This is a genomic window from Micromonospora sp. WMMA1923 (genome assembly GCF_049179195.1).
Lineage (GTDB): Bacteria > Actinomycetota > Actinomycetes > Mycobacteriales > Micromonosporaceae > Micromonospora > Micromonospora yangpuensis.
The window spans coordinates 1,784,295-1,807,595 of the sequence record NZ_JBMHLZ010000001.1; the positions used below are offsets into that span (position 1 = coordinate 1,784,295).

Annotated in this window: 22 protein-coding genes; 17 read left to right on the forward strand and 5 right to left on the reverse strand. The window is 72.4% G+C overall.

Features of this window, described 5'->3' with window-relative positions:
• Positions 1–121: 121 nt before the first annotated feature.
• Both ACN28G_RS08125 and ACN28G_RS08130 read left to right on the forward strand, forming a co-directional pair.
• Entirely contained in the window at positions 122–1,840 is a 1,719-nt protein-coding gene (locus tag ACN28G_RS08125; RefSeq protein WP_091436743.1) for a CTP synthase, read from the forward strand.
• Positions 1,837–2,442: an NUDIX domain-containing protein gene (locus tag ACN28G_RS08130; protein ID WP_091436745.1), complete on the forward strand. Its 606-nt coding sequence runs from the start codon at positions 1,837–1,839 to the stop codon at positions 2,440–2,442. Before ACN28G_RS08125 ends, ACN28G_RS08130 begins: the two co-directional genes overlap by 4 nt.
• A 275-nt stretch (positions 2,443–2,717) precedes the next feature.
• Here ACN28G_RS08130 and ACN28G_RS08135 read toward each other — a convergent pair whose 3' ends face one another.
• Positions 2,718–3,038, reverse strand: coding sequence for a TM2 domain-containing protein (locus tag ACN28G_RS08135; RefSeq protein WP_308472696.1), 321 nt, complete (start codon positions 3,036–3,038; stop codon positions 2,718–2,720).
• 224 nt (positions 3,039–3,262) lie between these two features.
• On the opposite strand from ACN28G_RS08135, the gene ald reads away from it, so the two are divergent.
• The 9 genes from ald (at position 3,263) to ACN28G_RS08180 (ending at position 13,188) form a co-directional block, all read left to right on the forward strand.
• Positions 3,263–4,378, forward strand: coding sequence for an alanine dehydrogenase (gene ald, locus ACN28G_RS08140; RefSeq protein ID WP_091446322.1), 1,116 nt, complete (start codon positions 3,263–3,265; stop codon positions 4,376–4,378).
• A 19-nt stretch (positions 4,379–4,397) separates the two neighbouring features.
• Positions 4,398–5,363, forward strand: a complete 966-nt coding sequence (locus ACN28G_RS08145) for a site-specific tyrosine recombinase XerD (protein ID WP_091436749.1) — start codon at positions 4,398–4,400, stop codon at positions 5,361–5,363.
• A 335-nt stretch (positions 5,364–5,698) separates the two neighbouring features.
• On the forward strand, positions 5,699–6,622 hold the full coding sequence (locus ACN28G_RS08150) for a ParA family protein (RefSeq protein WP_091436751.1): 924 nt from the start codon (positions 5,699–5,701) through the stop codon (positions 6,620–6,622).
• 65 nt (positions 6,623–6,687) lie between these two features.
• The gene (locus ACN28G_RS08155; protein WP_091436753.1) at positions 6,688–7,767 is read left to right on the forward strand and encodes a segregation and condensation protein A; all 1,080 of its coding nucleotides are present in this window, start codon (positions 6,688–6,690) and stop codon (positions 7,765–7,767) included.
• A 6-nt stretch (positions 7,768–7,773) separates the two neighbouring features.
• Positions 7,774–8,685 carry an SMC-Scp complex subunit ScpB gene (gene scpB, locus ACN28G_RS08160; RefSeq protein WP_421478809.1) on the forward strand — a complete coding sequence of 304 codons (912 nt, stop codon included), beginning with the start codon at positions 7,774–7,776 and terminating at the stop codon, positions 8,683–8,685.
• Between the two features lie 298 nt (positions 8,686–8,983).
• Positions 8,984–9,694, forward strand: coding sequence for a pseudouridine synthase (locus ACN28G_RS08165; protein WP_229688663.1), 711 nt, complete (start codon positions 8,984–8,986; stop codon positions 9,692–9,694).
• A gap of 157 nt (positions 9,695–9,851) precedes the next feature.
• Entirely contained in the window at positions 9,852–10,532 is a 681-nt protein-coding gene (cmk, locus tag ACN28G_RS08170; RefSeq protein WP_091436757.1) for a (d)CMP kinase, read from the forward strand.
• Entirely contained in the window at positions 10,529–11,926 is a 1,398-nt protein-coding gene (gene der / locus ACN28G_RS08175; protein ID WP_091436760.1) for a ribosome biogenesis GTPase Der, read from the forward strand. The genes cmk and der overlap by 4 nt, the downstream gene beginning before the upstream one ends.
• A gap of 89 nt (positions 11,927–12,015) precedes the next feature.
• The gene (locus ACN28G_RS08180; protein WP_091436762.1) at positions 12,016–13,188 is read left to right on the forward strand and encodes a GDSL-type esterase/lipase family protein; all 1,173 of its coding nucleotides are present in this window, start codon (positions 12,016–12,018) and stop codon (positions 13,186–13,188) included.
• A gap of 121 nt (positions 13,189–13,309) precedes the next feature.
• Here ACN28G_RS08180 and ACN28G_RS08185 read toward each other — a convergent pair whose 3' ends face one another.
• The 4 genes from ACN28G_RS08185 to ACN28G_RS08200 all read right to left on the reverse strand — a co-directional run bounded on the left by ACN28G_RS08185 (position 13,310) and on the right by ACN28G_RS08200 (position 16,013).
• Positions 13,310–13,690, reverse strand: a complete 381-nt coding sequence (locus ACN28G_RS08185) for a MerR family transcriptional regulator (protein WP_091436764.1) — start codon at positions 13,688–13,690, stop codon at positions 13,310–13,312.
• Positions 13,691–13,734: 44 nt separating this feature from the next.
• Positions 13,735–14,592 (reverse strand): alpha/beta fold hydrolase, encoded by an 858-nt coding sequence (locus tag ACN28G_RS08190; protein ID WP_421478810.1) that lies wholly within the window; start codon positions 14,590–14,592, stop codon positions 13,735–13,737.
• Between the two features lie 19 nt (positions 14,593–14,611).
• Positions 14,612–15,181, reverse strand: coding sequence for a DJ-1/PfpI family protein (locus tag ACN28G_RS08195; protein ID WP_421478811.1), 570 nt, complete (start codon positions 15,179–15,181; stop codon positions 14,612–14,614).
• An 88-nt stretch (positions 15,182–15,269) separates the two neighbouring features.
• Complete coding sequence (locus tag ACN28G_RS08200) at positions 15,270–16,013, reverse strand: GntR family transcriptional regulator (protein WP_229688659.1); 744 nt, start codon at positions 16,011–16,013, stop codon at positions 15,270–15,272.
• Between the two features lie 170 nt (positions 16,014–16,183).
• On the opposite strand from ACN28G_RS08200, the gene ACN28G_RS08205 reads away from it, so the two are divergent.
• From ACN28G_RS08205 to ACN28G_RS08230, 6 genes are all read left to right on the forward strand, one after another.
• Complete coding sequence (locus ACN28G_RS08205) at positions 16,184–17,632, forward strand: NAD-dependent succinate-semialdehyde dehydrogenase (RefSeq protein WP_421478812.1); 1,449 nt, start codon at positions 16,184–16,186, stop codon at positions 17,630–17,632.
• Positions 17,633–17,668: 36 nt separating this feature from the next.
• Positions 17,669–18,922, forward strand: a complete 1,254-nt coding sequence (locus ACN28G_RS08210) for an iron-containing alcohol dehydrogenase (protein ID WP_421478813.1) — start codon at positions 17,669–17,671, stop codon at positions 18,920–18,922.
• Positions 18,903–19,148: a hypothetical protein gene (locus ACN28G_RS08215; protein ID WP_091436778.1), complete on the forward strand. Its 246-nt coding sequence runs from the start codon at positions 18,903–18,905 to the stop codon at positions 19,146–19,148. The genes ACN28G_RS08210 and ACN28G_RS08215 overlap by 20 nt, the downstream gene beginning before the upstream one ends.
• A gap of 56 nt (positions 19,149–19,204) precedes the next feature.
• Positions 19,205–19,678 carry an NUDIX hydrolase gene (locus tag ACN28G_RS08220; protein ID WP_175440509.1) on the forward strand — a complete coding sequence of 158 codons (474 nt, stop codon included), beginning with the start codon at positions 19,205–19,207 and terminating at the stop codon, positions 19,676–19,678.
• Positions 19,679–20,133: 455 nt separating this feature from the next.
• Positions 20,134–21,183 (forward strand): LacI family DNA-binding transcriptional regulator, encoded by a 1,050-nt coding sequence (locus tag ACN28G_RS08225; RefSeq protein WP_091436784.1) that lies wholly within the window; start codon positions 20,134–20,136, stop codon positions 21,181–21,183.
• Entirely contained in the window at positions 21,180–23,285 is a 2,106-nt protein-coding gene (locus ACN28G_RS08230; RefSeq protein ID WP_421478814.1) for a beta-galactosidase, read from the forward strand. Before ACN28G_RS08225 ends, ACN28G_RS08230 begins: the two co-directional genes overlap by 4 nt.
• Positions 23,286–23,301: the final 16 nt, after the last annotated feature.

Genomic DNA, 23,301 nt, shown 5'->3' on the forward strand with positions numbered 1-23,301 from the left:
TGTTAGCGTGGAATCCCGTGGATCGCGTGATCGTTTCCGACCGCAGCCGGCCCGGCTGGTTGGTCGGCACTGATCGGCACGGCGGTCTGCACGACCGCAACGGACGACACGGGAGCAGGCGTTGGCCCCTTCAGCACGGACGACCAGGCACATCTTCGTCACCGGGGGCGTCGCCTCCTCGCTGGGCAAGGGCCTCACCGCCTCCAGCCTCGGCAATCTGCTCAGCGCCCGCGGGCTGCGGGTGGTGATGCAGAAACTCGACCCGTACCTCAACGTCGACCCGGGGACAATGAACCCGTTCCAGCACGGTGAGGTCTTCATCACCGAGGACGGCGCCGAGACCGACCTCGACGTGGGGCACTACGAGCGGTTCCTCGACCGGGACCTCTCCGGCAAGGCGAACGTCACCACCGGCCAGATCTACTCCGACGTGATCGCCAAGGAGCGGCGCGGCGAGTACCTCGGCGACACCGTCCAGGTGATCCCGCACATCACCAACGAGATCAAGGCACGGATCCTGGGCATGGCCGACCCGGACGGCGACGGGCAGGTCCCGGACGTGGTGATCACCGAGGTCGGCGGCACGGTCGGCGACATCGAGTCGCTGCCGTTCCTGGAGGCGATCCGGCAGGTCCGTCACGACCTGGGTCGGGACAACTGCTTCTACCTGCACGTCTCGCTGGTGCCGTATCTGGCCCCGTCGGGGGAGCTGAAGACCAAGCCCACCCAGCACTCGGTGGCCCAGCTGCGCAACATCGGTATCCAGCCCGACGCCATCGTGTGCCGCTCCGACCGGGAGATCCCGGACAAGCTCAAGCACAAGCTGTCGCTCTACTGCGACGTCGACCGGGAGGCCGTGGTGGCCGCCCCGGACGCCCCCAGCATCTACGACATCCCGAAGGTGCTGCACCGGGAGGGTCTGGACGCCTACGTGGTGCGCCGGCTCGGGCTCTCCTTCCGGGACGTGGACTGGACCCGCTGGGACGACCTGCTGGAGCGGGTGCACCAGCCCCGGCACACCGTCGAGGTGGCGGTGGTCGGCAAGTACGTCGACCTGCCCGACGCGTACCTGTCGGTGAGCGAAGCGATCCGGGCCGCCGGCTTCGGCCACCGGGCCCGGGTGAAGCTTCGCTGGGTGCCCAGCGACGACTGCGTCACCCCGGCCGGGGCGGCGTCGGCGCTGGCCGGCGTGGACGGCATCGTCATCCCCGGCGGGTTCGGCGTCCGCGGTATCGAGGGCAAGATCGGCACCGCCCGGTACGCCCGGGAGAACCGGATCCCGCTGCTCGGGCTCTGCCTCGGGTTGCAGTGCATGGCGATCGAGGTGGCCCGGCACCGGGCCGAGCTGGACGGGGCGAACTCGTTGGAGTTCGACGAGCAGGCCCACCACCCGGTCATCGCCACCATGGCCGACCAGGAGGACATCGTCGCCGGCAAGGGCGACCTGGGCGGCACGATGCGGCTCGGGGCGTACCCGGCGGCCCTGGCGAAGGGGTCGATCGTGGCCGAGGCGTACGGCAGCACCGAGGTCAGCGAACGGCACCGGCACCGGTACGAGGTGAACAACGCCTACCGGGAGGCGCTGACCCGCGCCGGGCTGCGGATCTCCGGCACCTCGCCGGACGGCCGGCTTGTCGAGTTCGTCGAGCTGGACCGGGAGCTGCACCCGTTCTTCGTGGCCACCCAGGCGCATCCGGAGCTGAAGAGCCGCCCGACCCGGCCGCACCCGCTGTTCGCCGCCTTCGTCCGGGCCGCCATCGACTACTCCGAGGCCGACCAGTTGCCGGTGGACCTCGACGCCGTCGACAGCGCCCCGGCGCGGGCCGGGTCCGCGTCGTGAGCGCCGTCGAGCACCGCTACGAGCTGCGTTCCCGGCAGGAGCGGTACGCCGGCCGGATCTTCACCGTGCTCAGCGACGAGGTCACCATGCCCGGCGGGGGCACGGCGGGCCGGGACTGGGTCCGGCACGTCGGCGCGGTCGCCGTGGTGGCGCTCGACGACGCCGGCCAGGTGGTGCTGGTCCGGCAGTACCGGCACCCGCTCGGTCGGCACCTGTGGGAGTTGCCGGCCGGGCTGACCGACGTCGAGGGGGAGGACCTGCCGGCGGCGGCGCTGCGCGAGCTGGCCGAGGAGGTCGACCTGACCGCCGCGACGGTCGACGTGCTGGCCGACCTGAACACCTCGCCGGGCTTCTCCAACGAGCTGGTGCGGATCTTCCTCGCCCGCGACCTCGCCGAGGTGCCCGCCGAGCGGCGTCACCAGCGCTACGACGAGGAGGCCGACATGCAGGTGGTCCGGCTCGACCTGGACGAGGCGGTGTCGATGGTGCTGGCCGGTGAGATCACCAACGCGGCCTGCGTGGCCGGCCTGCTGGCCGCCGCGCGGGCCCGGGACACCGGCTGGTCCGCCCTACGCCGCCCCGACGCCCCCCTCCCGGGGTAAGGAAGGGCCCCCGCTTAACGCATCCGGTCGAGCGGGGTACCCCGCTCACACCGGGCGCGGGGAGTGTGTGACGCATCGGGCCCGAGGTGCATGACGTACCGGGCTGGGAGATCGTGACGTACGGGGACCGTGACGTACGGGCACGAGGGAAGTGTGTGACGTACCGGGCCGGGGCCGTGCGGGTGACCGCTCGGCCCCGGGTTTTCCCGTCGATGTGCGGGCCCGTCGGTGTGCGGGCCCGCCGTAGCGGGCCCGCACACCGACGGGCCGGCAGGTCAGTCCCGCAGCGGGCGGCCCTGCCCGTCGACGCCACCGTTGACCAGGATCAGAATGCCGTCGATGAAGCCCCAGAGGCCGCCGATGCCGCAGGTGACGAGGCTCACCACCAGCTGCAGGACACCGGTCTTGGTGTCGCCCATGTAGAACCGGCCTGCGCCGAAGGTGCCCAGCAGGATGCCGAGGACGCCCGCGACGACCTTGCTCTTGTCCGAGACCTGCCCGGGGTACTGCTGATACGGAGGTGTGGTCATGAGGCGACACATTAGTGATCGACGGGCCGGGCTCCCGCAGCGCGGGGTGGGTGATCGGACGATAATGGCCGGACACTGTCCTGACGGCTGAGGTCGCCTCGACCGCCGGCCGGTCCGGGCCTGACACAGTGTCAGGGCAGCCGGCCAGTGGCTGTCACTCTGCTGGCTGCCCTGAAGTGGCGGCGGGCCTAGACTGCCGCCTGCGGGACCGGTGGACCGCGCCGGCAACGTGGCCGGCGCGCACCGGCGCAGTCGGGTGATCCCCGGCCGGCGAGAAAGGTGTGCACATCGTGAAGGTCGGAATCCCCCGCGAGGTCAAGAACCACGAGTACCGGGTGGCGATCACGCCGGCAGGCGTCAACGAGCTCACCCGCGCGGGCCACCAGGTCTTCGTCGAGTCCGGCGCGGGAGCGGGGTCCAGCATCGGCGACGAGGAGTTCACCGCCGCCGGTGCCAAGATCCTGCCGCACGCCGACGAGGTCTGGGACGTGGCGGAGCTGGTGCTCAAGGTCAAGGAGCCGGTCGCCGAGGAGTACCACCGGATGCGGCCCGGGCAGGTGCTCTTCACCTACCTGCACCTGGCCGCCTCCCGGGAGTGCACCGACGCGCTGGTGCGCCGGCAGGTCACCGGCATCGCGTACGAGACCGTCGAGCTGCCCGACCGGTCGTTGCCGCTGCTGGCCCCGATGTCCGAGGTGGCCGGTCGGCTCGCCCCGCAGGTAGGCGCGTACCACCTGCAACGTCAGGGCGGCGGCCGGGGCGTGCTGATGGGCGGCGTCTCCGGGGTGTACGCGGCCAAGACCGTGGTCATCGGCGCCGGCGTGTCCGGGATGAACGCCGCGGCCATCGCGCTCGGCCTGCAGGCCGAGGTGCTGCTGCTGGACAAGAACGTGGCCCGGCTCCGGCAGGCCGACGCCATCTACCGGGGGCACCTGCAGACGGTCGCCTCCAACGCCTACGAGGTCGAGCGGGCCGTGCTCGACGCCGACCTGGTCATCGGCGCGGTCCTGGTCCCCGGGGCGAAGGCCCCCACGCTGATCAGCAACGAGCTGGTCTCCCGGATGAAGCCGGGCAGCGTGCTTGTCGACATCTCCATCGACCAGGGGGGCTGCTTCGAGGACTCCCGCCCCACCACCCACGACGAGCCGACGTACCAGGTGCACCAGTCGCTGTTCTACTGCGTGGCGAACATGCCCGGGGCGGTGCCGCACACCAGCACGTACGCGCTCACCAACGTCACCCTGCCGTACGTGCTCGAACTGGCCAACCACGGGTGGCGCCAGGCGCTGCGCCGGGACCCGGCGCTGGCCGCGGGCCTGAACACCCACGACGGACAGGTCACCTACGGTCCGGTCGCCGAGGCGCACGGTCTGCCCACGCTCGCCCTGGCCGACGTGCTCGCCTGACCGCAGGGGGAGCAGACCGGTGACCCGCCCGGAGCCCACGCCGGCGTTGCGCCGGGCCGTGCGCGGCTACCTGGACCACCTGACCGTCGAGCGGGGACTGTCGGCCAACACCCTCTCGTCGTACCGGCGGGACCTGGCGCGTTACCTGGGCACCCTGGCCGACGCGGGCGTCGGTGACCTGGCCGACGTCGGCGCCGGCCAGGTCGAGACGCACCTGGCCCGGCTGCGCGCCGGTGGGGACGGGCATCCGCCGCTGGCCGCGTCGTCGGCGGCCCGGGCCGCCAGCGCGGTACGCGGCCTGCACCGGTTCGCGCTGCGCGAGGGCCTGGCCGGCGTCGACCCGAGCCGCGACGTGCGGCCACCGACCCCGCCGCGCCGGCTGCCCCGGGCGCTGCCGGTCGACGCGGTGGTGCGGCTGTTGGAGACCGCCGGCTCACCGACCGCGGTGGGTGACGGCGCACCCCTGGCGCTGCGGGACCGGGCACTGCTGGAGTTCCTGTACGGCACCGGGGCGCGGATCTCCGAGGCCGTCGGCGCCGCCGTGGACGACCTGGACGTCGCCGCCGGCACGGTGCTGCTGCGCGGCAAGGGAGGCCGGACCAGGCTGGTACCGATCGGCGGGTACGCGGTCGAGGCGCTGCGCGCCTGGCTGGTGCGGGCCCGCCCGGTGCTGGCCGCCGCCGGCCGGGGCACCCCGGCGGTCTTCGTCAACGCCCGCGGCGGCGCGCTGACCCGCCAGGGTGCCTGGACCATCCTGCGGCGGGCCGCCGACCGGGCCGGGCTGCCGGTCGACGGCCCGGGGGCGGTCTCGCCGCACACCCTGCGCCACTCCTACGCCACCCACCTGCTCGACGGCGGCGCCGACGTCCGGGTGGTGCAGGAACTGCTCGGGCACGCCTCGGTGACCACCACGCAGGTCTACACGCTGGTCACCGTGGAACGGCTGCGCGAGGTGTACGCCACCGCCCACCCCCGGGCCCGCTGAGCCGCCCCGCCGGCCGTACCGCGCCGGTCCGCACGGCTGCCGGGTCGACGTCCACCCTGCCCGGCCGGGTTGCCTGGTCGGCGGGGGAGCCGACACGCCGCACCGGTGCCGACCGGGTCGCCGGCCGGTGGCGTACAGTCGGCATCGGCGCGGACCTCCTGGGGCGGACAGCCGGGGTGCGTAGACCGGGCTGACCCGGTTCTGGTGCGTAGACCGGGATGAACCCGGTTCTGGTGCGTAGGCCGGGGTGACCCGGCCCTGGTGTCGTAGCGGCGCCGCGAGGGACGTCGGTCGGTTCCGGCACCGGGTGGTCGTCGGGAGGGGGCAACAAGGACATGGCTGGCAACGGTGATCGTGCCGAGACCTGGACGACGGAGCTCCGAGAGCAGCAGGCGACGCTCGGCGCGGACCTCGGTCCGGCCGACCCTGCGGCGTACACCATGCGTAAGCCCATTCCCGAACCGATGCCCACGGACCGGCACGGGCCGGCCCGGATCATCGCGATGGCCAACCAGAAGGGTGGCGTCGGCAAGACCACGACGACCATCAACCTCGGTGCGGCCCTGGCGGAGTACGGGCGCAAGGTACTGCTTGTCGACTTCGACCCGCAGGGTGCCCTCTCGGTAGGCCTGGGGGTCAACCCGCACAATCTGGACCTGTCGGTCTACAACCTGCTCATGCAGGACGACGTCACCGCCGAGGACGTCCTGATCAAGACCGACGTGGCCGGTCTGCACCTGTTGCCGGCCAACATCGACCTCTCGGCGGCCGAGATCCAGCTGGTCAACGAGGTCGCCCGGGAGATGGCCCTGGCCCGGGTGCTGCGCAGCATCCGCAAGGAGTACGACTACGTCCTGATCGACTGCCAGCCCTCGCTCGGCCTGCTGGCGATCAACGCGCTGACCGTCGCCCACGGCGTGCTGATCCCCCTGGAGTGCGAGTTCTTCAGCCTGCGGGGCGTGGCGCTGCTGCTGGACACCATCGACAAGGTGCGGGAGCGGCTCAACTTCGACCTGGAGTTGGAAGGCATCCTCGCCACCATGTACGACAGCCGGACCACGCACTGCCGGCAGGTGCTGCAGCGGGTGGTGGAGGCCTTCGGCGACAAGGTGTACCAGACGGTCATCACCAAGACGGTCAAGTTCCCCGAGTCGACCGTGGCCGGTGCCCCGATCACCACGCTCGATCCGGCCTCGTCCGGCGCGCGTAACTACCGGCAACTGGCCCGTGAGGTGATCGCCGCGCAGGCGGAGCGGTAGGTGCACCGGCGCGGTGACCCGTACCGGCGCTGTGACCTGCCCGGACGGTCGACTACGGTCGTCGGGTGACCGTCCCGCTCCGCACCCCGGAACCGTCCCCGCCCGACGCCTCGGCGGTCGCGGTCGACGTCGTCTCTGGCGACGACAGTGCTTCCGGCGGTGACACCGCTTCCGGTGGTGGCTTCACTGTCCGGCTGGTCAACTTCACCGGCCCGTTCGACCTGCTGCTGCAGCTGATCAGCAAGCACAAGCTCGACGTCACCGAGGTGGCGCTGCACCAGGTCACCGATGAGTTCATCGCCTACATCCGGGCGATGGACGACCAGTGGGACCTCGACGAGGCCAGCGAGTTCCTGCTCGTCGCCGCCACCCTGCTCGACCTGAAGGCCGCCCGGTTGTTGCCCTCGGCGCAGGTGGAGGACGAGGAGGACCTCGCCCTGCTGGAGGCGCGGGACCTGCTCTTCGCCCGGCTGCTGCAGTACAAGGCGTACAAGGAGGCCGCGGCGCACATCGCCGACCTGGAGGCGGTGGGCGGCCGACGGTACCCGCGGGCGGTCACCCTGGAGCCCCGGTACGCCGAGGCACTGCCCGACCTGGTCCTGGGCATCGGCGTGGAGCGGCTGCGTGCCCTGGCGGTCCGGGCGATGACACCGAAGCCGGTGCCGGAGGTCTCCATCGACCACGTGCACCTGGTCCGGGTAAGCGTCCGGGAGCACGCCGAGGTGCTGACCGAGCGGCTGCGGCGGGCCGGGGAGGCGACCTTCAGCCTGCTCTGCGCCGACTGTACGGCCACCCTGGAGGTGGTGGCACGGTTCCTGGCCCTGCTGGAGCTGTACCGGGAGGGCCTGGTCGCGTTCACGCAGGACCAGGCACTGGAGGAGCTGACCGTACGGTGGACCGGCCCGGCCGACGGCGGTCCCGCGTTGGCCATCGACGAGTACGCCGGCAGCGACCAGCCGCCGCCCGAGGCGGATCCGTCGCCCGGGACTGGTCCGTCGGCCGGGGCTGGTCTGGCGCCCGGGGCGGATCCGTCCGTCGGGGCTGGTCCGTCGCCCGGGGCTGGTCCGTCGACCGGCGGCCGGGACGGGGCCGGCGGGGACGTGGGTGCGCCCGAAGCGGGTGTGGCCGGCAGAGGCGAGGAGTGATCGGGGATGGGTAACGAGGACCGCCGGGATTCACTGGCCGATCAGGCCGCCGCCTGGGTGCCGCCGTGGGCCCCCGAACGTCGTCCCGCCCCCGCAGACGCCCCCGCCCCGGCCCCGCTGTCAGAGCCGGGCACCGAAGAACCCGCGCCGGGTGCCGTGGTACCCGCGCCGGATCTCGCGTCGGACGCCGGGGGACCTGCCCCGGACGCCGCGACCGGGCCCGCGACCGCGACCGGGCCCGCGACCGCGACTGAGACCGCAACTCAGACCGGGCCCGGGGCCGGAGCCGGGCCCGGGGCCGGGCTGGGTGCGGGCGGGCGTAGGGGGCGGGGCAGGCGGGTCGCCGTACCGGAGCCGACGGTCGTGGAGCTGGACGACGCCGAGTTGCGGGGGGCCCTGGAGGCGATCCTGCTGGTGGTCGACGAACCGGTAAGCGAACTGCTGCTGGCCCAGGTGGTGGAGCAGGCGCCGGAGCGGGTCGGCCGGATGCTGGACGAGATAGCCGCCGGGTACACCGCCGCCGGGCACGGCTTCGAGCTGCGCCGGGCGGCCGGCGGTTGGCGGCTCTACACCCGGGGCGAGTACGCCAGCTACGTGGAGCGGTTCGTGCTCGACGGGCAGTCGGTACGGTTGACCCAGGCCGCACTGGAGACCCTGGCCGTGGTCGCCTACAAGCAGCCGGTGACCCGGGGCCGCATTTCGGCCATCCGGGGTGTCAACTGTGACGGGGTGATCCGTACCCTGGTCTCGCGCGGTCTGGTCGAGGACTGCGGCACCGAGCCGGACAGCGGGGCGTTCCTGTACCGGACCACCACGATGTTCCTGGAGAAGCTCGGCTTGAACTCGGTCCACGAACTGCCGCCGCTCGCCCCGTTCCTCCCCGATGACGTAGAAGAGCTTGCCGATGCCACGCGATGACCGCCCCGTCCGTTCCTCCGCGCGCGCCGACCGGTCCGGCCCCCGGCCCGGGGTACGCGCCGACCGGTACACCCGGTCGGGACCGCGTGCCGACCCGCCGCGCTCCCAGCCGACCCCGCGTGGTGAGCAGCCGCCGCCCGGCCGGTCGGCCCCGCATCCGGAGCCGCAGCCGCGACGCTCGCCGACCGAGCCGACCTCGCGGGGCCGGTCGAAGCCGGAGCCGTCCGCGCGGGACCGGTCGGCCGGAGCGGCGCGGCGTCCGGTCGAGTCCGCCGAGCCGGTCGAGGGGGCGCAGCGGTTGCAGAAGGTGCTCGCCGCCGCCGGTGTCGGCTCCCGGCGGGCCTGCGAGGATCTGATCTTCCGGCGGCGGGTCACCGTCGACGGCCGCGTCGCGCAGCTCGGTGACAAGGTCGACCCGGCCACCGCGGTCATCCACGTCGACGGCGAACGGCTGGTCGTCGACACCCGCCTGGTGTACCTGGCGATGAACAAGCCCCGTGGGGTGGTCTCCACGATGGCCGACGAGAAGGGGCGTACCGCGCTCGCCGACTTCCTCGACGGTCGGGTCGAGCAGCGGGTCTACCACGTGGGGCGGCTCGACGCCGACAGCGAGGGGCTGCTGCTGCTCACCAACGACGGCACCCTGGCGCACCGGTTGATGCACCCCTCCTACGGGGTGGCCAAGACCTACCTGTGCGAGGTGGCCGGCCCGATCCCGCGTAACCTCGGCAAGCGGCTGGCCGCCGGGGTGGAGCTGGAGGACGGCCCGGTGCAGGTCGACGCGTTCCGGGTGGTGGACACCCTGGGGCGGACCGCCCAGGTGGAGCTGACCCTGCACGAGGGGCGCAAACACATCGTCCGGCGGTTGTTGGACGAGGTCGGGCACCCGGTGTCGCGTCTGGTGCGTACCACGATCGGTCCGATCCGGCTCGGTGACCTGCGTGCCGGGCGGACCCGCAGGCTTACCAACGCGGAGGTCGCCGCCCTGTTCAAGGCGGTGGGTGACTGACCCGTCATCGGTGGGTACGGCTGCCGGTAGGCTTCCGTGCGGTCCGGGGCGGGGCGCCGCCCGGACGCGGCGTTTCTCGCGCCGGCGGGCATCATTGACCACGCAACACCGCTCGCGGGGACTCGACCCCGTGGGGAACGGGCTGAGGAGGAACACGGTGGAGGAGAACGTACCGACCGGGCGCTGTGTGGTCGCTGTGGATGGGCCGTCCGGTTCGGGTAAGTCCACCGTCTCCCGGCGGCTGGCCGCCGGGCTCGGCGCCCGCTACCTGGACACCGGGGCGATGTACCGGGCGATCACCTGGGCGGTGCTGCGCTCCGGGGTCGACCCGGCCGACGCCGAGTCGGTGGCCAAGGTCGCCGGTGAGGTCGACCTGCGCATCGGCACCGACCCGGCGGGGTACGGCGTGACCGTCGACGGTCACGGTGTCGACGCCGACATCCGGGGGCCGGAGGTGACCGGTGCGGTCTCCGCCGTGGCCGCCGTGCCGGCGGTCCGGGCGCTGCTCGTGGGCCGGCAACGCGACATGATCACCACCGCGGGCCGGATCGTGGTCGAGGGCCGCGACATCGGCTCGGTGGTCGCCCCGGACGCGGACCTGAAGGTGTACCTGACCGCCTCGGAGGCGGCGCGGGCCGCCCGGCGTAGCGCCGAGGACGCCGTCGACGTGGCCGCCACCGCGGCCGACCTGGCCCGCCGGGACCGGCTGGACTCCACCCGCAAGGCCGACCCGTTGCAGCAGTCCACCGACGCGGTGGTGCTGGACACCACCGCGCTCGGCATCGACGAGGTCGTGACCCGGCTGCGCGAGCTGCTCACCGAGCGGGGCGTGGCATGAACGACGACGGTGGTTGGGTCGAGCTGCGCGAGCCCGAGGTCGAGCAGCCGGCCGGCCCGGTGCCCGTGGTGGCGGTCGTCGGCCGGCCCAACGTCGGCAAGTCGACGCTTGTCAACCGGATCATCGGCCGTCGTCAGGCGGTCGTCGAGGACGTGCCCGGGGTGACCCGCGACCGGGTCCCCTACGACGCCCAGTGGGCCGGGCGGGCGTTCACCGTGGTGGACACCGGCGGTTGGGAGCCCGACGCGAAGGACCGGGCCGCGGCGATCGCGGCGCAGGCCGAGACGGCGGTCGTCACCGCCGACGTGGTGCTCTTCGTGGTCGACGCGGTGGTCGGTTCGACCGATGTGGACGAGGCCGCGGTGAAGATGCTGCGGCGCAGCGCCAAGCCGGTGATCCTGGTGGCGAACAAGGCCGACAACGCCGCGATCGAGGTGGAGGCGACCACGTTGTGGTCGCTCGGGCTCGGCGAGCCGTACCCGGTCTCGGCGCTGCACGGCCGGGGCTCGGGCGAGTTGCTCGACGCGATCCTGCAGGCGTTGCCGGAGGCCCCGCCGATCGACGAGAACCGCCCCCGGGGCCCCCGCCGGGTGGCCCTGGTGGGCCGGCCCAACGTGGGCAAGTCCAGCCTGCTCAACCGCTTCTCCGGTGAGGAACGCGCGGTGGTCGACGCGGTCGCCGGCACCACCGTCGACCCGGTGGACAGCCTGGTCACCATCGGCGGGGAGACCTGGCAGCTGGTGGACACCGCCGGGCTGCGCAAGCGGGTCGGCAAGGCCAGCGGCACGGAGTACTACGCCAGCCTGCGTACCGCCTCGGCGATCGAGGCCGCCGAGGTGGCGGTGGTGCTGCTCGACGCCAGCGAGGTGATCAGCGAGCAGGACCAGCGGATCCTGTCCATGGTGACCGAGTCCGGCCGGGCTCTGGTGATCGCCTTCAACAAGTGGGACCTGGTCGACGGCGACCGTCGGTACTACCTGGACAAGGAGATCGAGCGGGAGCTGCGCCGGATCCCGTGGGCGCTGCGGCTGAACCTGTCGGCGATGACCGGCCGGGCGGTGGACAAGCTCGCCCCGGCGCTGCGCAAGGCCCTGGCCAGCTGGGAGACGCGGGTGCCGACCGCGCAGCTCAACTCGTGGCTGACCGCCCTGGTGCAGGCCACCCCGCACCCGGTACGCGGTGGCCGGGCGCCGAAGATCCTCTTCGCCACCCAGGCCGGGGTGGCCCCGCCCCGGTTCGTGCTCTTCACCACCGGCCCGCTGGACGCCGGCTACCAGCGTTTCGTCGAGCGCAAGCTGCGTGAGGAGTTCGGCTTCGAGGGCAGCCCCATCGAGATCTCGGTACGCCCGCGCAAGAAGCTCGGCCCCGGTGGGCGCGGCAAGGCCCACGGCTGACCACCCGCGGCCCCCTTCCACCCCACCCTCCTAGGACGGCCTAGGGGGTGTGGGGTGACCCGACAACGTCGATGTGATGGATCGAGAACATGCACCCCATCTGGATCACCACGCCGATCACTGCGGACCTGGTACGCGGCGCGCTCGACCTGCGGCACACCGAACGTGGAGTGGTGCCGCACCGACTGCCCGCCTGGGCCCGTGCCCAGAACACCGACGGGCAACTCGCCATGGTGGAGGCCCAACCCGCCGGCGTACGGCTGGCCCTGCGCACCCGGGCCACCACGGTCGAGCTGGACACGCTGCCCACCAGGTACGTCTACCCCGGACTGCCGGCCCGTCCGGTCGGCGTCTACGACCTGCTCGTCGACGGTCAGTTGACCGACCAGGCCAGCGTGACCGGCGGCGACACGGTGACCGTCGACCTGACCACCGGCAGCAGCGCGCACCAGCCGGGGCCGCCCGGCACCATCCGGTTCAGCGGCCTGCCCGACCGGATGAAGGACCTCCAGATCTGGCTGCCGCACCAGGAGACCACCGAACTCGTGGCCCTGCGTACCGACGCCCCGGTCGCACCGGTGCCCGGCGAGGGGCGCCGGGTGTGGTTGCACCACGGCAGTTCCATCAGTCAGGGCTCCAACGCCACCAGCCCCACCGCCACCTGGCCGGTGCTCGCGGCGTCCCTCGGCGACGTCGAACTGGTCAACCTCGGGTACGGCGGCAGCGCGCTGCTCGACCCGTTCACCGCCCGCACCATGCGGGACACCCCGGCCGACCTGATCAGCGTGAAGATCGGCATCAACCTGGTGAACACCGACGTGATGCGGCTACGCGCCTTCGCCCCGGCCGTGCACGGCTTCCTCGACACCATCCGCGACGGTCATCCCACCACGCCGATACTGGTCGTCTCCCCGATCCATTGCCCCATCCACGAGGACACCCCCGGTCCCGGCGCGTTCGACCTCGCCGCGCTCGGTGCCGGCCAGGTGCGCTTCCGGGCCACCGGCGACCCGGCGGAACGGGCGAGTGGCAAACTGACCCTCGGTGTCATCCGCGACGAACTGGCGCGGATCACCGCCCAGCGTGCGGCCGACGACCCCCACCTGCACCACCTCGACGGCCTCGACCTCTACGGCGAGGCCGACTTCGCCGAGCTGCCGCTGCCCGACGAACTCCACCCGGACACCGCCGCCCACCGGCGCATCGCCGAACGCTTCGCCGAGCGGGCCTTCGCCCCGGACGGGCCGTTCGCCCGACGCTGACTCCGACCGGCCCGCTGGCCGGCAGGGCGCTGCCACTTCGCCGCCTGGCAACAGCCGGAACTCTTCGCCGACGGAGGTGCGTGCCAGCTTCCGCTCCGCGCGCTGACGCCCGCGGTGGGGCTCACGCGCTGACGAGTTCCGTGCGGTGCGCGCGGTTGGCGGCGATCAGCTCGTCGAGCACCGACCGGGTCCGGATCAGGTCCTCGATGTGCCGGTCGAGCCGGTCCCGTTCCTGGTGCATCCGCTCCAGGGCCGCCTCGGAGGTGTCCGTGTTCGGCGACTCGACGCAGGGCAGCAGGTCGACGATCGTCCGACTGCTCAGACCGGCGGAGAACAACCGTTGGATGAAGAAGATCCGCTCGACCTGAGTCTCGAGGTAGCGGCGGTGGCCGCTCGGGGTGCGCAGACTGGTCAGCAGCCCCTGCTCCTCGTAGTAGCGCAGGGAACGCACGCTGACCCCGGTACGCGCGGCCAGTTCACCTATCCGGACGGTTGCCGTCATCGCTGCCTCCCCGCGCCTGACCTCACGTCCATGTGAGTATCACTCTACCGACCTGTCGGGTCGGGAAACCGCCCCAGCGATCGGTGACCCCGGTCCCGGGCGAGGAATCCCGACAGCAGTTGCCTGAACTCGTCCGGATGCTCGATCGCCGGCACGTGCCCGCATCGGCCGAACACGTGCAGACGGACATCGGCCAGCTGTTCGAGCAGGGGCTGGGCTGCCGTCCGGAGCGGGGTGACCCGGTCCTCGGCGCCGTGTACGAGCAGCACGGGCGCGCGGACCGCTGCCAACGTCTGCGCCGGGAGGGTGAGCCCGTCGACCCATCGTGCCCTGGGTGGCGGGAACAACGACGCGAACGCGGCCGCCCCCGCCCGCATCGCAGCCGCCCGGGCAGCGACGGCCGCATCGGTCACGAGCGCCTGGTCTAGGACGAGGCGACTCAGCATGTCCCGGGCCCCGAGCGGGCCGGCGGGGGCGGCCCAGACCGCGTCGAGATCGGCGGACAGCGGCGCCCCGGGTGCGCCCATCGTCGAGACCGCCACGACCCGGGTGACCTGCTGGGGACGGGCGGCCGCCAGGGCCAGCGCCACGGCACCACCCATGGAGTGACCCACCACGGCGTAGTGCTCCACACCGAGCGCGTCCATCAGGCCCGCGGCCTGCTCCGTCCACAACCGCAGCCCACCCCGGGAGCCCGCCGGGACCGGTGTACGGCCGAAACCCGCCTGGTCAGGAGCCACCAGGTGCCAGGACGTACCCAGCGCCCGCGCCGTCGTCGCCCAGGCGCCGGACCCGGTCGTACCGGGTCCGGAGCCGTGCAGCATCAGCACCGCGGGCCCGGTGCCGCTCGCCAGGACGTGGACGGGGGAGCCGTCGACCGTGACGGTCCGACGTGTCGTCACCGGGGCACGCCCCGGCCGCTCATGCCGGTGCGGAACTGACGGACTTCGAGAAGAGCTCCATCATCGCCTTGCCGAACTGCGGCATGTCGGGCCAGCCCCGGCAGGAGACGAGGTTGCCGTCCACCACGTCGGGAGCGTCGATGACCGTCGCGCCGGCGTTCTCCATGTCACCGGTGATGGGGGGAAAGCACGCCGTCTTCCGACCCTTCAGCAGCCCGTACACCGCTGGCACCTGCGCGCCGTGGCACACCAGCGCCACCGGGAGGTCGCGGGCGAAGAAGTGCTCGGTGATCCGCCTGACGTCGGCGTCGACCCGGATCCACTCGGGGGCGCGTCCCCCGGGGATGATGAGGGCGTCGTAGCGCTCGACGTCGACCTCGGACCAGGGCACGTCGACCGGCAGCTTCCGGCCGTTCTTCTCCACGTAGGCATCGGAGTTGGGGTCGAACTCGTGGATGACCAGTTGCACGTCACGCGTCGTCCGGGACGCGACGTCGACGTCCCAGCCGCCCTCCTGCACACGGTAGTAGGGATACATGGTGTCGAGTTCCTCGGCGGCGTCGCCGGTCAGGAGCAGCGCTCTGGGCACCTGCTTCTCCTCGCGTTCGGGGACGGGCGAGATAGATCCAATCTGATCTGATCCGGTGGGGTCAGCATTCCTCGGCCCGGCCCACCCGTCAAGCCTCCACCGCCGTTGCGTCGGCCTCCTCGGCCTCGTCGAACACGCGCCGGAACCGCTCGCCGGAGCGCAGGATGTGCCGGCGCATCGCGTAGGCGGCGGCGTCGGGGTCCCGCGCGGCGATCGCGGCCACCACCGCCTCGTGTTCGGCCATCGCCAGCCGCGTGACCTGGGCGTCGTGGTGCAGCCGGAAGAGGTGTACGTGGCTGTGCAGGCGGGCGAGCGACTCCCGGATGACCTGGTTCTGCCCGCTCCGGGCGACGAGATCGTGGAAGGCGGCGTCGCGTAGCCCGAAGGCGCCGTAGGCGGTGGGCCCGGTGCTCCCCTCCAGCTCCGCCATCTCCGCCAGCATCCGTCGCAGCCCGGCCACCTGCTCCGGGGTGGCGCGTTCGGCGGATCGGCGCGCCGCCGCCGGCTCCAGGAGCAGGCGGACCTCGAGCATGTCCGCGAACCGGTGCCGGGTGATCTGGGGAGGAATGCGGTAGCCGGCATGGGGCACCCGCACGACCAGGCCCTCGGCCTCCATGCGGTTCAGCGCGTCCCGGATCGGCGTTTGCGAGACCCCAAGCTCTCGCGCCAGGGCGTCGATCGTGACCCGGGAGCCAGGCTCGATCCGTAGCGACATCAGCTGTCCGAGCAGCGTGTCGTACACCTCGTCGGCAAGCCGGCCGCCAGTTCTTCCCGGCGGCGTTCCGACCGCCGCGGTCCGGTGGACCCGGGCGGCCTTCGTGTCGTCGGCCATCGTGACCTGCGGTCCCTTCTTGCGTCTTCGGGCGGCTGTTGACATCGGTCACTACACCGCGACATGCTGACGCCTCCGCTCGATCGTATAGGAAATGTGCCGGCTGCCCGTCATTCGGCATCATCGCGGAACCGCCCGCCATCGCCCTACCTCGATCACCTGGAGCTTCGATGAACGTCCTGGCGCCCGCGCACCGGCGGCTGCGGATCGGCGACGCCTGGCGCGACGCCGCAGGCGGAGCCACCTTCGCCGTCGAGGACCCGGCCACCGGCAAGACCATCGCGCAGGTGGCGGACGCCGACGTCGTGGACGGGCTCGCCGCGCTGGACGCGGCGAGCAGGGCCATGGCGCAGTGGGCGGCGACCCCGCCGCGGAAACGGTCGGAGTTGTTGACCGCGACGTACCGGGCGCTGACCGGGCGATCCGAGGAGGTCGCCCGGCTGATCACGCTCGAGATGGGCAAGCCGCTCGCCGAGGCCCGGGCAGAGGTGGCCTACGGTGCCGAGTTCTTCCGGTGGTTCGCCGAGGAGGCGGTACGCGTCGAGGGGGGCTACCGCACCGCTCCTGCCGGTGGATACCGCATCCTCACCGTGCCGAAGCCGGTCGGACCGTGCGTCTTCGTGACGCCCTGGAACTTTCCGTTGGCCATGGGCGCCCGCAAGATCGCTCCCGCGCTGGCCGCGGGCTGCACCACGATCACCAAGCCGGCCGCCCAGACGCCACTGACCATGCTGTTGCTGGCCCGCGTCATGGAGGAGGTAGGCGTTCCCCCGGGCGTGGTCAACGTGGTGACCACCACGCGTGCCGGCGAGGTGGTCGCCGCGCTGCTGGCCGACCGTCGGACCCGCAAGCTGTCGTTCACCGGGTCGACCGAGGTCGGCCGGGTGCTGCTCCGGCAGGCGGCGGACAACGTACTGCGTACCTCCATGGAACTGGGCGGCAACGCGGCCCTGATCGTGTGCGCCGACGCCGACCTGGACGTCGCGCTCGACGGTGCCCTGGTGGCCAAGATGCGCAACATCGGGCAGTCCTGCGTCGCCGCCAACCGGATCTACGTCGAGGAACCGGTGCGCGAGGAGTTCGCGGCGCGTGCCGCCGAGCGGATGGGCGCGCTGTCGGTGGGCCACGGCCTCGACGACGGCGTGGACGTCGGGGCGTTGATCGACGAGGCCTCGGTCACCAGGCTCGACGAGCTCGTCGCCGACGCGGTCGACCGCGGCGCCCGGGTCCTGGTGGGCGGCGCGCGTGCGGACGGGCCGGGCCACTTCTATCCCCCCACGGTCCTCGTCGACGTGCCCGAGGATGCGCGGCTGCTGAAGACGGAGATCTTCGGCCCGGTGGCGCCGATCATCTCGTTCACCTCCGACGACGAGGTGCTCGCGAAGGCCAACGACACCGAACACGGCCTGGCCGCCTACGTCTTCACCCGTGACCTGCGGCGGGCGCTCCGCTTCGCCGAGGGGCTGGATACCGGGATGCTCGGCATCAACCGTGGTCTGATCTCGGACCCGTCGGCGCCGTTCGGGGGCGTGAAGCAGTCCGGGATCGGCAAGGAGGGGGCGCACGAGGGCATCCTCGAGTACCTCGACCTCACCTACGCCGCGATCGACCTGCCGTGAGACGGCCCGCCGCCGACGTGCCAAGGAGGCACCGACATGCTTGAGACCGTCCGCGGGCCACGCCAGCTGATAGTGGGCGAAGGGGTCGCGCAGAACATCCCCCGCGTGGTGGCCGAGAGCGGCTCGCGGGTCCTCGTCGTGACCGACCGGGTGCTGCTGCGGCAGCCGGGCGTGGCCGAGATCGTGGCCGCCGTACGGGAGAAGGCCGAGGCCGTCGAGGTCTTCGCCGACGCGACCCCAGACGTGCCACTGACCGATGTCGCCCTGGCCGTCTCGGCCGCCGCCGAGGTGGACGCCGACGTGATCCTCGCCGTCGGCGGTGGCACGGTGATCGACCTCGCCAAGATCGTCGGCGTCATCCGGCGCCATGGTGGGACGCCGCGCGACTTCTACGGCGAGTCGAAGGTGCCGGGGCCGACGATGCCGCTCGTCGCGGTGCCGACGACGGCCGGCACCGGCTCCGAACTCACCCCCGTCTCGGTGCTGACCGACCCGGACCGCGAGCTGAAGGTGGGGGTCTCCAGCGTCCACATCGTGCCCGACTTCGCCATCGTCGACCCCGAACTCACCTACACCTGCCCGGCGACCGTCACCGCCCACTCCGGCATCGACGCGTTCTGCCACGCGGTGGAGAGCTACACGGCACGACCCCGGGCCCACGGCCCACGCGACCCGGTGGAACAGGTCTTCCTCGGCCGCAATTCGATCACCGACCACTACGCGCTGCGGGCCGCGCAGCGGATCGCCGGTAGCCTGCGGCGTGCGGTCAGCGACGGCGGCGACCAGGACGCCCGCGCGGACATGTCCTACGGGTCCATGTTGGCCGGGATCGCGTTCTCCCACGCGGGCAACGCGGCCCCGCACGCTCTCCAGTACCCCATCGGCGCGGCCACCCACACGCCGCACGGCCTGGGCGTCGGGCTGCTCCTGCCCTATGCGCTGGACGCGGCCAGGGATGCCGTCGGCGACCGGCTGGCCATCCTCGCCGGAGTGTGCGGGCTCGACGTGACCGACGCCTCGGAGGCCGAGGCCGCGGAGGCGTTCCTCACCTGGCTCGACGGGCTCCTCGCCGACATCGGCATCCCCGCCAGCCTGGCGGAGATCGGTGTGGCCCGCGCCGACCTCCCGCGTTTCGCGGAGCTGGCCGGTGGCGTCACCCGCCTGATCCAGAACCATCCGGGCCCGACCGACACCGCCAGCCTGACCGCGATCCTCGAAGCGGCCTGGGCGGGGGAACGGGCCCGACCCGTCCCGACGCCGCCCAGCGACAGTGACCGGCCTTCGCGATGATCTCCGCCAGCGGCCGGGCTGGCAACGGACCGACACCACCATCGTCGAGGCGGCGGCCCGTGGGCTCGATCGGTCGTCTCCTGGGCTGCCGGCGGAGGACGTCGCCGTGGTCGGCGCCCACCTCGAGAAGGTGGCCGCCCGGTTCGCCGCCGCGCTCGGCCGCGACGCCTCGGCCGGTGTCGTCCACGGTGACTTCATCGGGCAAAACCTGGTCCCTCTACCGTAGGTCAGGGCCGGCTCGGTCGGTCGCCCCGGCGACTGAGGTGTGCGAAAGGGAGTGACGTGGACGAGAACGACATCGCCTGGACGGGTGCGCCGGGATCGTTCAAGTATCGGGCGGCAGCGGCGGTACGGGACGGTGATCGACTGCTCGTGTGCGCGGTGGACCAGGTCGACGGCTGGTTCCTGCCGGGCGGCAAGGTTCATTTCGGGGAGGGCTCGGCGGCTGCGTTGGCGCGTGAGCTGCGCGAGGAGCTCACCGTGGAGTGTGCCGTTCCCGCGGTGCCGATGCTGATCGCCGAGGGCATCCGCGACGGCGACGGATCACCCTGTCAGGAGGTCTGCTTCTATTACTCGGTTGCCTGGCCGCAGGACGTCCCGCCCGAGCTGGTCGATGGTCTGGAAGGCCACCGCTTCCGATGGGTCCGCCTGGCCGAGCTGGCCGGGGTGGACTTCGTACCGCCGGAGATCGTCAAGATCCTGATGGCCGAGACCCCTGGGGTCCGTCACCTCGTCTTCGATCGCCGTCGGCCTTGACGAGCGGACACCGCGCGCACGAGGGCCCGGCCTCGGCTGCTGGGTAGGCGACGTCTCGTAGGCGGATGGTGGGGTGTTCGCGTCCGCTGGGCGTCGTCGCGGACCTCAAGTGCTGCCGCGCATGCGGCGCGACGCCCGGGGTGGGCGGAGTGCGGCGGAGCAGCTGAGCGCGGACGTTGCGGTCCGGAACGTCCGCGTTCATCAATCTATTGGACGAGGCGGTGCCAGGACGACCGACCCCGGCGGTTCCATGGTGGGATCAGGTTCTCCGGTCGGGCTGGCTGATTACTCTCTGTATGCATATCTCTGGTATCCGGTTGTCGTCGCAACCTTCTGGAAGTCCTTTCGCAACACCCTTGACATCTCAGTCCAGGCAGCTCTAGCGTTTGCGAAACGTTTCGACCCGAGCGTCGCGGAACCCCGCGGCGCCGTCGAGGACAACTCGCCGGAGCGGCATGTCATCGTTACGCGAAGTAGCTAAGCAGGCGAACGTGGCCGTCAGCACGGTCTCCGCGGCCCTGAACGGAACCCGCCCGGTCGCGGCTGCGACCCGGGCCCGGATCGAGCTGGCCGCCGCCGACCTGGGCTACCGTCCCAACCTGCTGGCCCGGGGCCTGGTGAGCAAGCGGACCGGGATCCTGGCCCTGCTCTACCCGGCGCCGAACCGGGGCTTCGGCCTGACCGAGATGCAGTTCGCCACCAGCGCCGCCGAGGCCGCCAGCGAGGCCGGCTACCACCTGCTCCTCTCCCCGGAGAAGTCCGACCCGGTCGCCGAACTGCGACACCTCACCGGCCTCGGGCTGATCGAGGGGGTGCTGCTGATGGAGGTCCGCCTCGACGACGAACGGGTCGACCACCTGGTCGCCGCCGGAACGCCGTTCAGCATGATCGGCCGGACCCGGCAGCCGGCGGGGATCAACTACGCCGACATCGACTTCGCGGCGACCGCCCGGGACGCCGTCGACCACATCGTCGGCCTCGGCCACCGTACGCTCGCCTTCCTCAACCACTCGCCGGACGCCTACGCCGCGCTCTACGGCCCGACCGTGCGCTGCGCCGAGGAGTTCGCCGTCGCCGCCCGCGACCGGGGCGTGGAGTACGTGGGCGACCTGCACGCCGACTCGGTCGAGCAGGGACGGGCCGCCTTCGAACGGCTGGTCACCACCCGCCCCGACGTGACCGCCGTCGCGGTGATGAACGACCACGCGGCGGTCGGGGTCCTCGGTGCCGTGGCCGACCGGGGCTGGCGGGTCCCCGACGACCTGACTCTGCTGCTGGTCCTCTCCTCGGTGGAGGTGGCCCGGATGTTCCACCCGCAGCTGACCACCCTGGAGCCGCCCAGCACCGAACTGGGCCGGCTCGGCGCGCGGATGCTGATTGACCAGCTCCAGCCGGACGCCGGGAGGACGGAGACGCCACGGCAGCGGTTGGTGCCCTGCCGACTGGTGGTGGGGGAGAGCTCGGGGCCGCCGCGTCGCGGTGCGGAAACGGGGGTGCCGGCATGACCGGCGACAGCCCGCACCCCGACGCGGCGCCCGGGCGCCGACCCGGCCTGCACACCCTCACCGCCGGGCGGGGCATGCTCTTCGGCGGGGACTACAACCCGGAGCAGTGGCCGGAGGAGGTCTGGGTCGAGGATGTCGCGCTGATGCGCGCCGCCCACGTCAACCTGGTCACCGTGGGGGTCTTCAGCTGGGCCCGGATCGAACCGGAACCGGGCATGCGGGACTTCGGCTGGCTGGACCGGGTCCTGGACCTGCTGCACGACGGCGGGATCGCCGTCGACCTGGCCACCCCGACCGCCTCACCGCCGCCCTGGCTCGGCCACCGCTGGCCACAGACCCTGCCGGTGGACGAGTCCGGCCACCGGCTCTACTACGGTGCCCGCAACCAGTGGTGCCCCTCCGCACCGGTCTACCGGGAACGGGCCCTGGCGCTGGTGACCGATCTGGCCGACCGGTACGCCGACCACCCGGCACTGGCGATGTGGCACGTCGGCAACGAGTACGGCCAGATCTGCCACTGCGACGACACCGCCGCCGCCTTCCGTGACTGGCTGCGGGAGCGCTACGGCGACCTCGTGACGCTCAACGAGGCGTGGGGGACCACCTTCTGGAGTCAGCGCTACGGTCAGTGGGACGAGATCCTCACCCCCCGTCGGGCGCCCTACCTGCGCAACCCCACCCAGCTGCTGGACTTCCAGCGGTTCTGCTCCGACGCCCTGCTCGCGCACTACCGTGCGGAGCGGGACATCCTGCGCCGACGGACCCCGTCGGTCCCGGTCACCACGAACTTCATGGGCTTCTTCAAACCCGTGGACTACTGGGCCTGGGCGCCGCACGAGGACGTCGTGAGCAACGACTGGTACCCCTTCCCGGGCGACCCCCGGTCCCCGGTGCGGGCCGCGCTCACCCACGACCTGATGCGCGGGCTGGCCGGTGGCGGGCCGTGGATGCTGCTGGAACAGGCCACCGACGGGGTGAACTGGCAGAAACACAACCTGCCGAAGCCGGCCGGCCAGTTCCGGTTGGAGTCGCTGCAGGCGGTGGCCCGCGGCGCGGACGGGCTCTGCTACTTCCAGTGGCGAGCCTCCCGGTTCGGCGCCGAGCGGTACCACGCCGCCATGGTGCCGCACGCCGGGGCGCAGACCCGACTGCACACCCGGGTCCGGGAACACGGCGCGGAACTGCGGCAACTGGCCCCGTTGGTGGGGCAGCCGGTGCCGGCCCGGGTGGCGCTGGTGCACGACTGGCAGAGCTGGTGGGCCTGCGAGTCCGACGGCCGCCCCAGCGACCGGCTGCTCGTCACCGACCAGCTGCTGCGCTTCTACGAACCACTGTGGCGGCGCGGGGTGACGGTGGACCTGGTGCCGCCGGCAGCGGAGCTGGGCGGCTACCGGCTCGTCGTGGTGCCGAACCTCTTCCTGCTCTCCGAGGCCACCGCCGAGTCGCTCACCTCGTACGTCCGTGACGGCGGGGTGCTGCTGGTGGGGCCCTTCTCCGGGGTGGCCGACCCGCTCGGGCACATCCACGCCGGGCGGTTCCCGGCGCCGCTGCGCGAGGTCCTGGGCGCCTCCGGGGAGGCGTGGCTGCCGGTGGCCGACGATCCACCACTGCGGTGCCGCTGGATCGCCGACGCCGAACAGCGCGGTGGAGCCCACGATCCGGCCGGTGCCGTGCCCGCCGACCCGGGCCCGACCGGTGCCGAGTTCACCGCCACGATCTGGTCGGAGCTGATGCGCGCCGAGTCGGCGCGTCCGGTCGCCACCTTCCTCGACGGTGACCTCGCCGGCGCCCCGGCGGTGCTGCGCAACGAGTTCGGGACCGGTCGGGCCTGGTACCTGGCGACCGTCCCGCAGGAGGCGGCGATGGCCGCGCTGACCGACCGGGTGCTCGCCGACGCGGCGGTCACCGGGATGCTGCCCGACCTGCCGGACGGGGTCGAGGCGGTCCGCCGGGGAGACACGTTGTTCCTGCTCAACCACGGCGCCGGGCCGGCCCGGGTCACCCTGACCGAGCCGGCCGGTGACCTGCTCACCGGAAACCAGGTCGAGGGGGCACTGACCCTGGCGGCGCGCGATGTCGTCGTACTGAAGCCGTTGGCCTGAATCCCCGACGCCACCC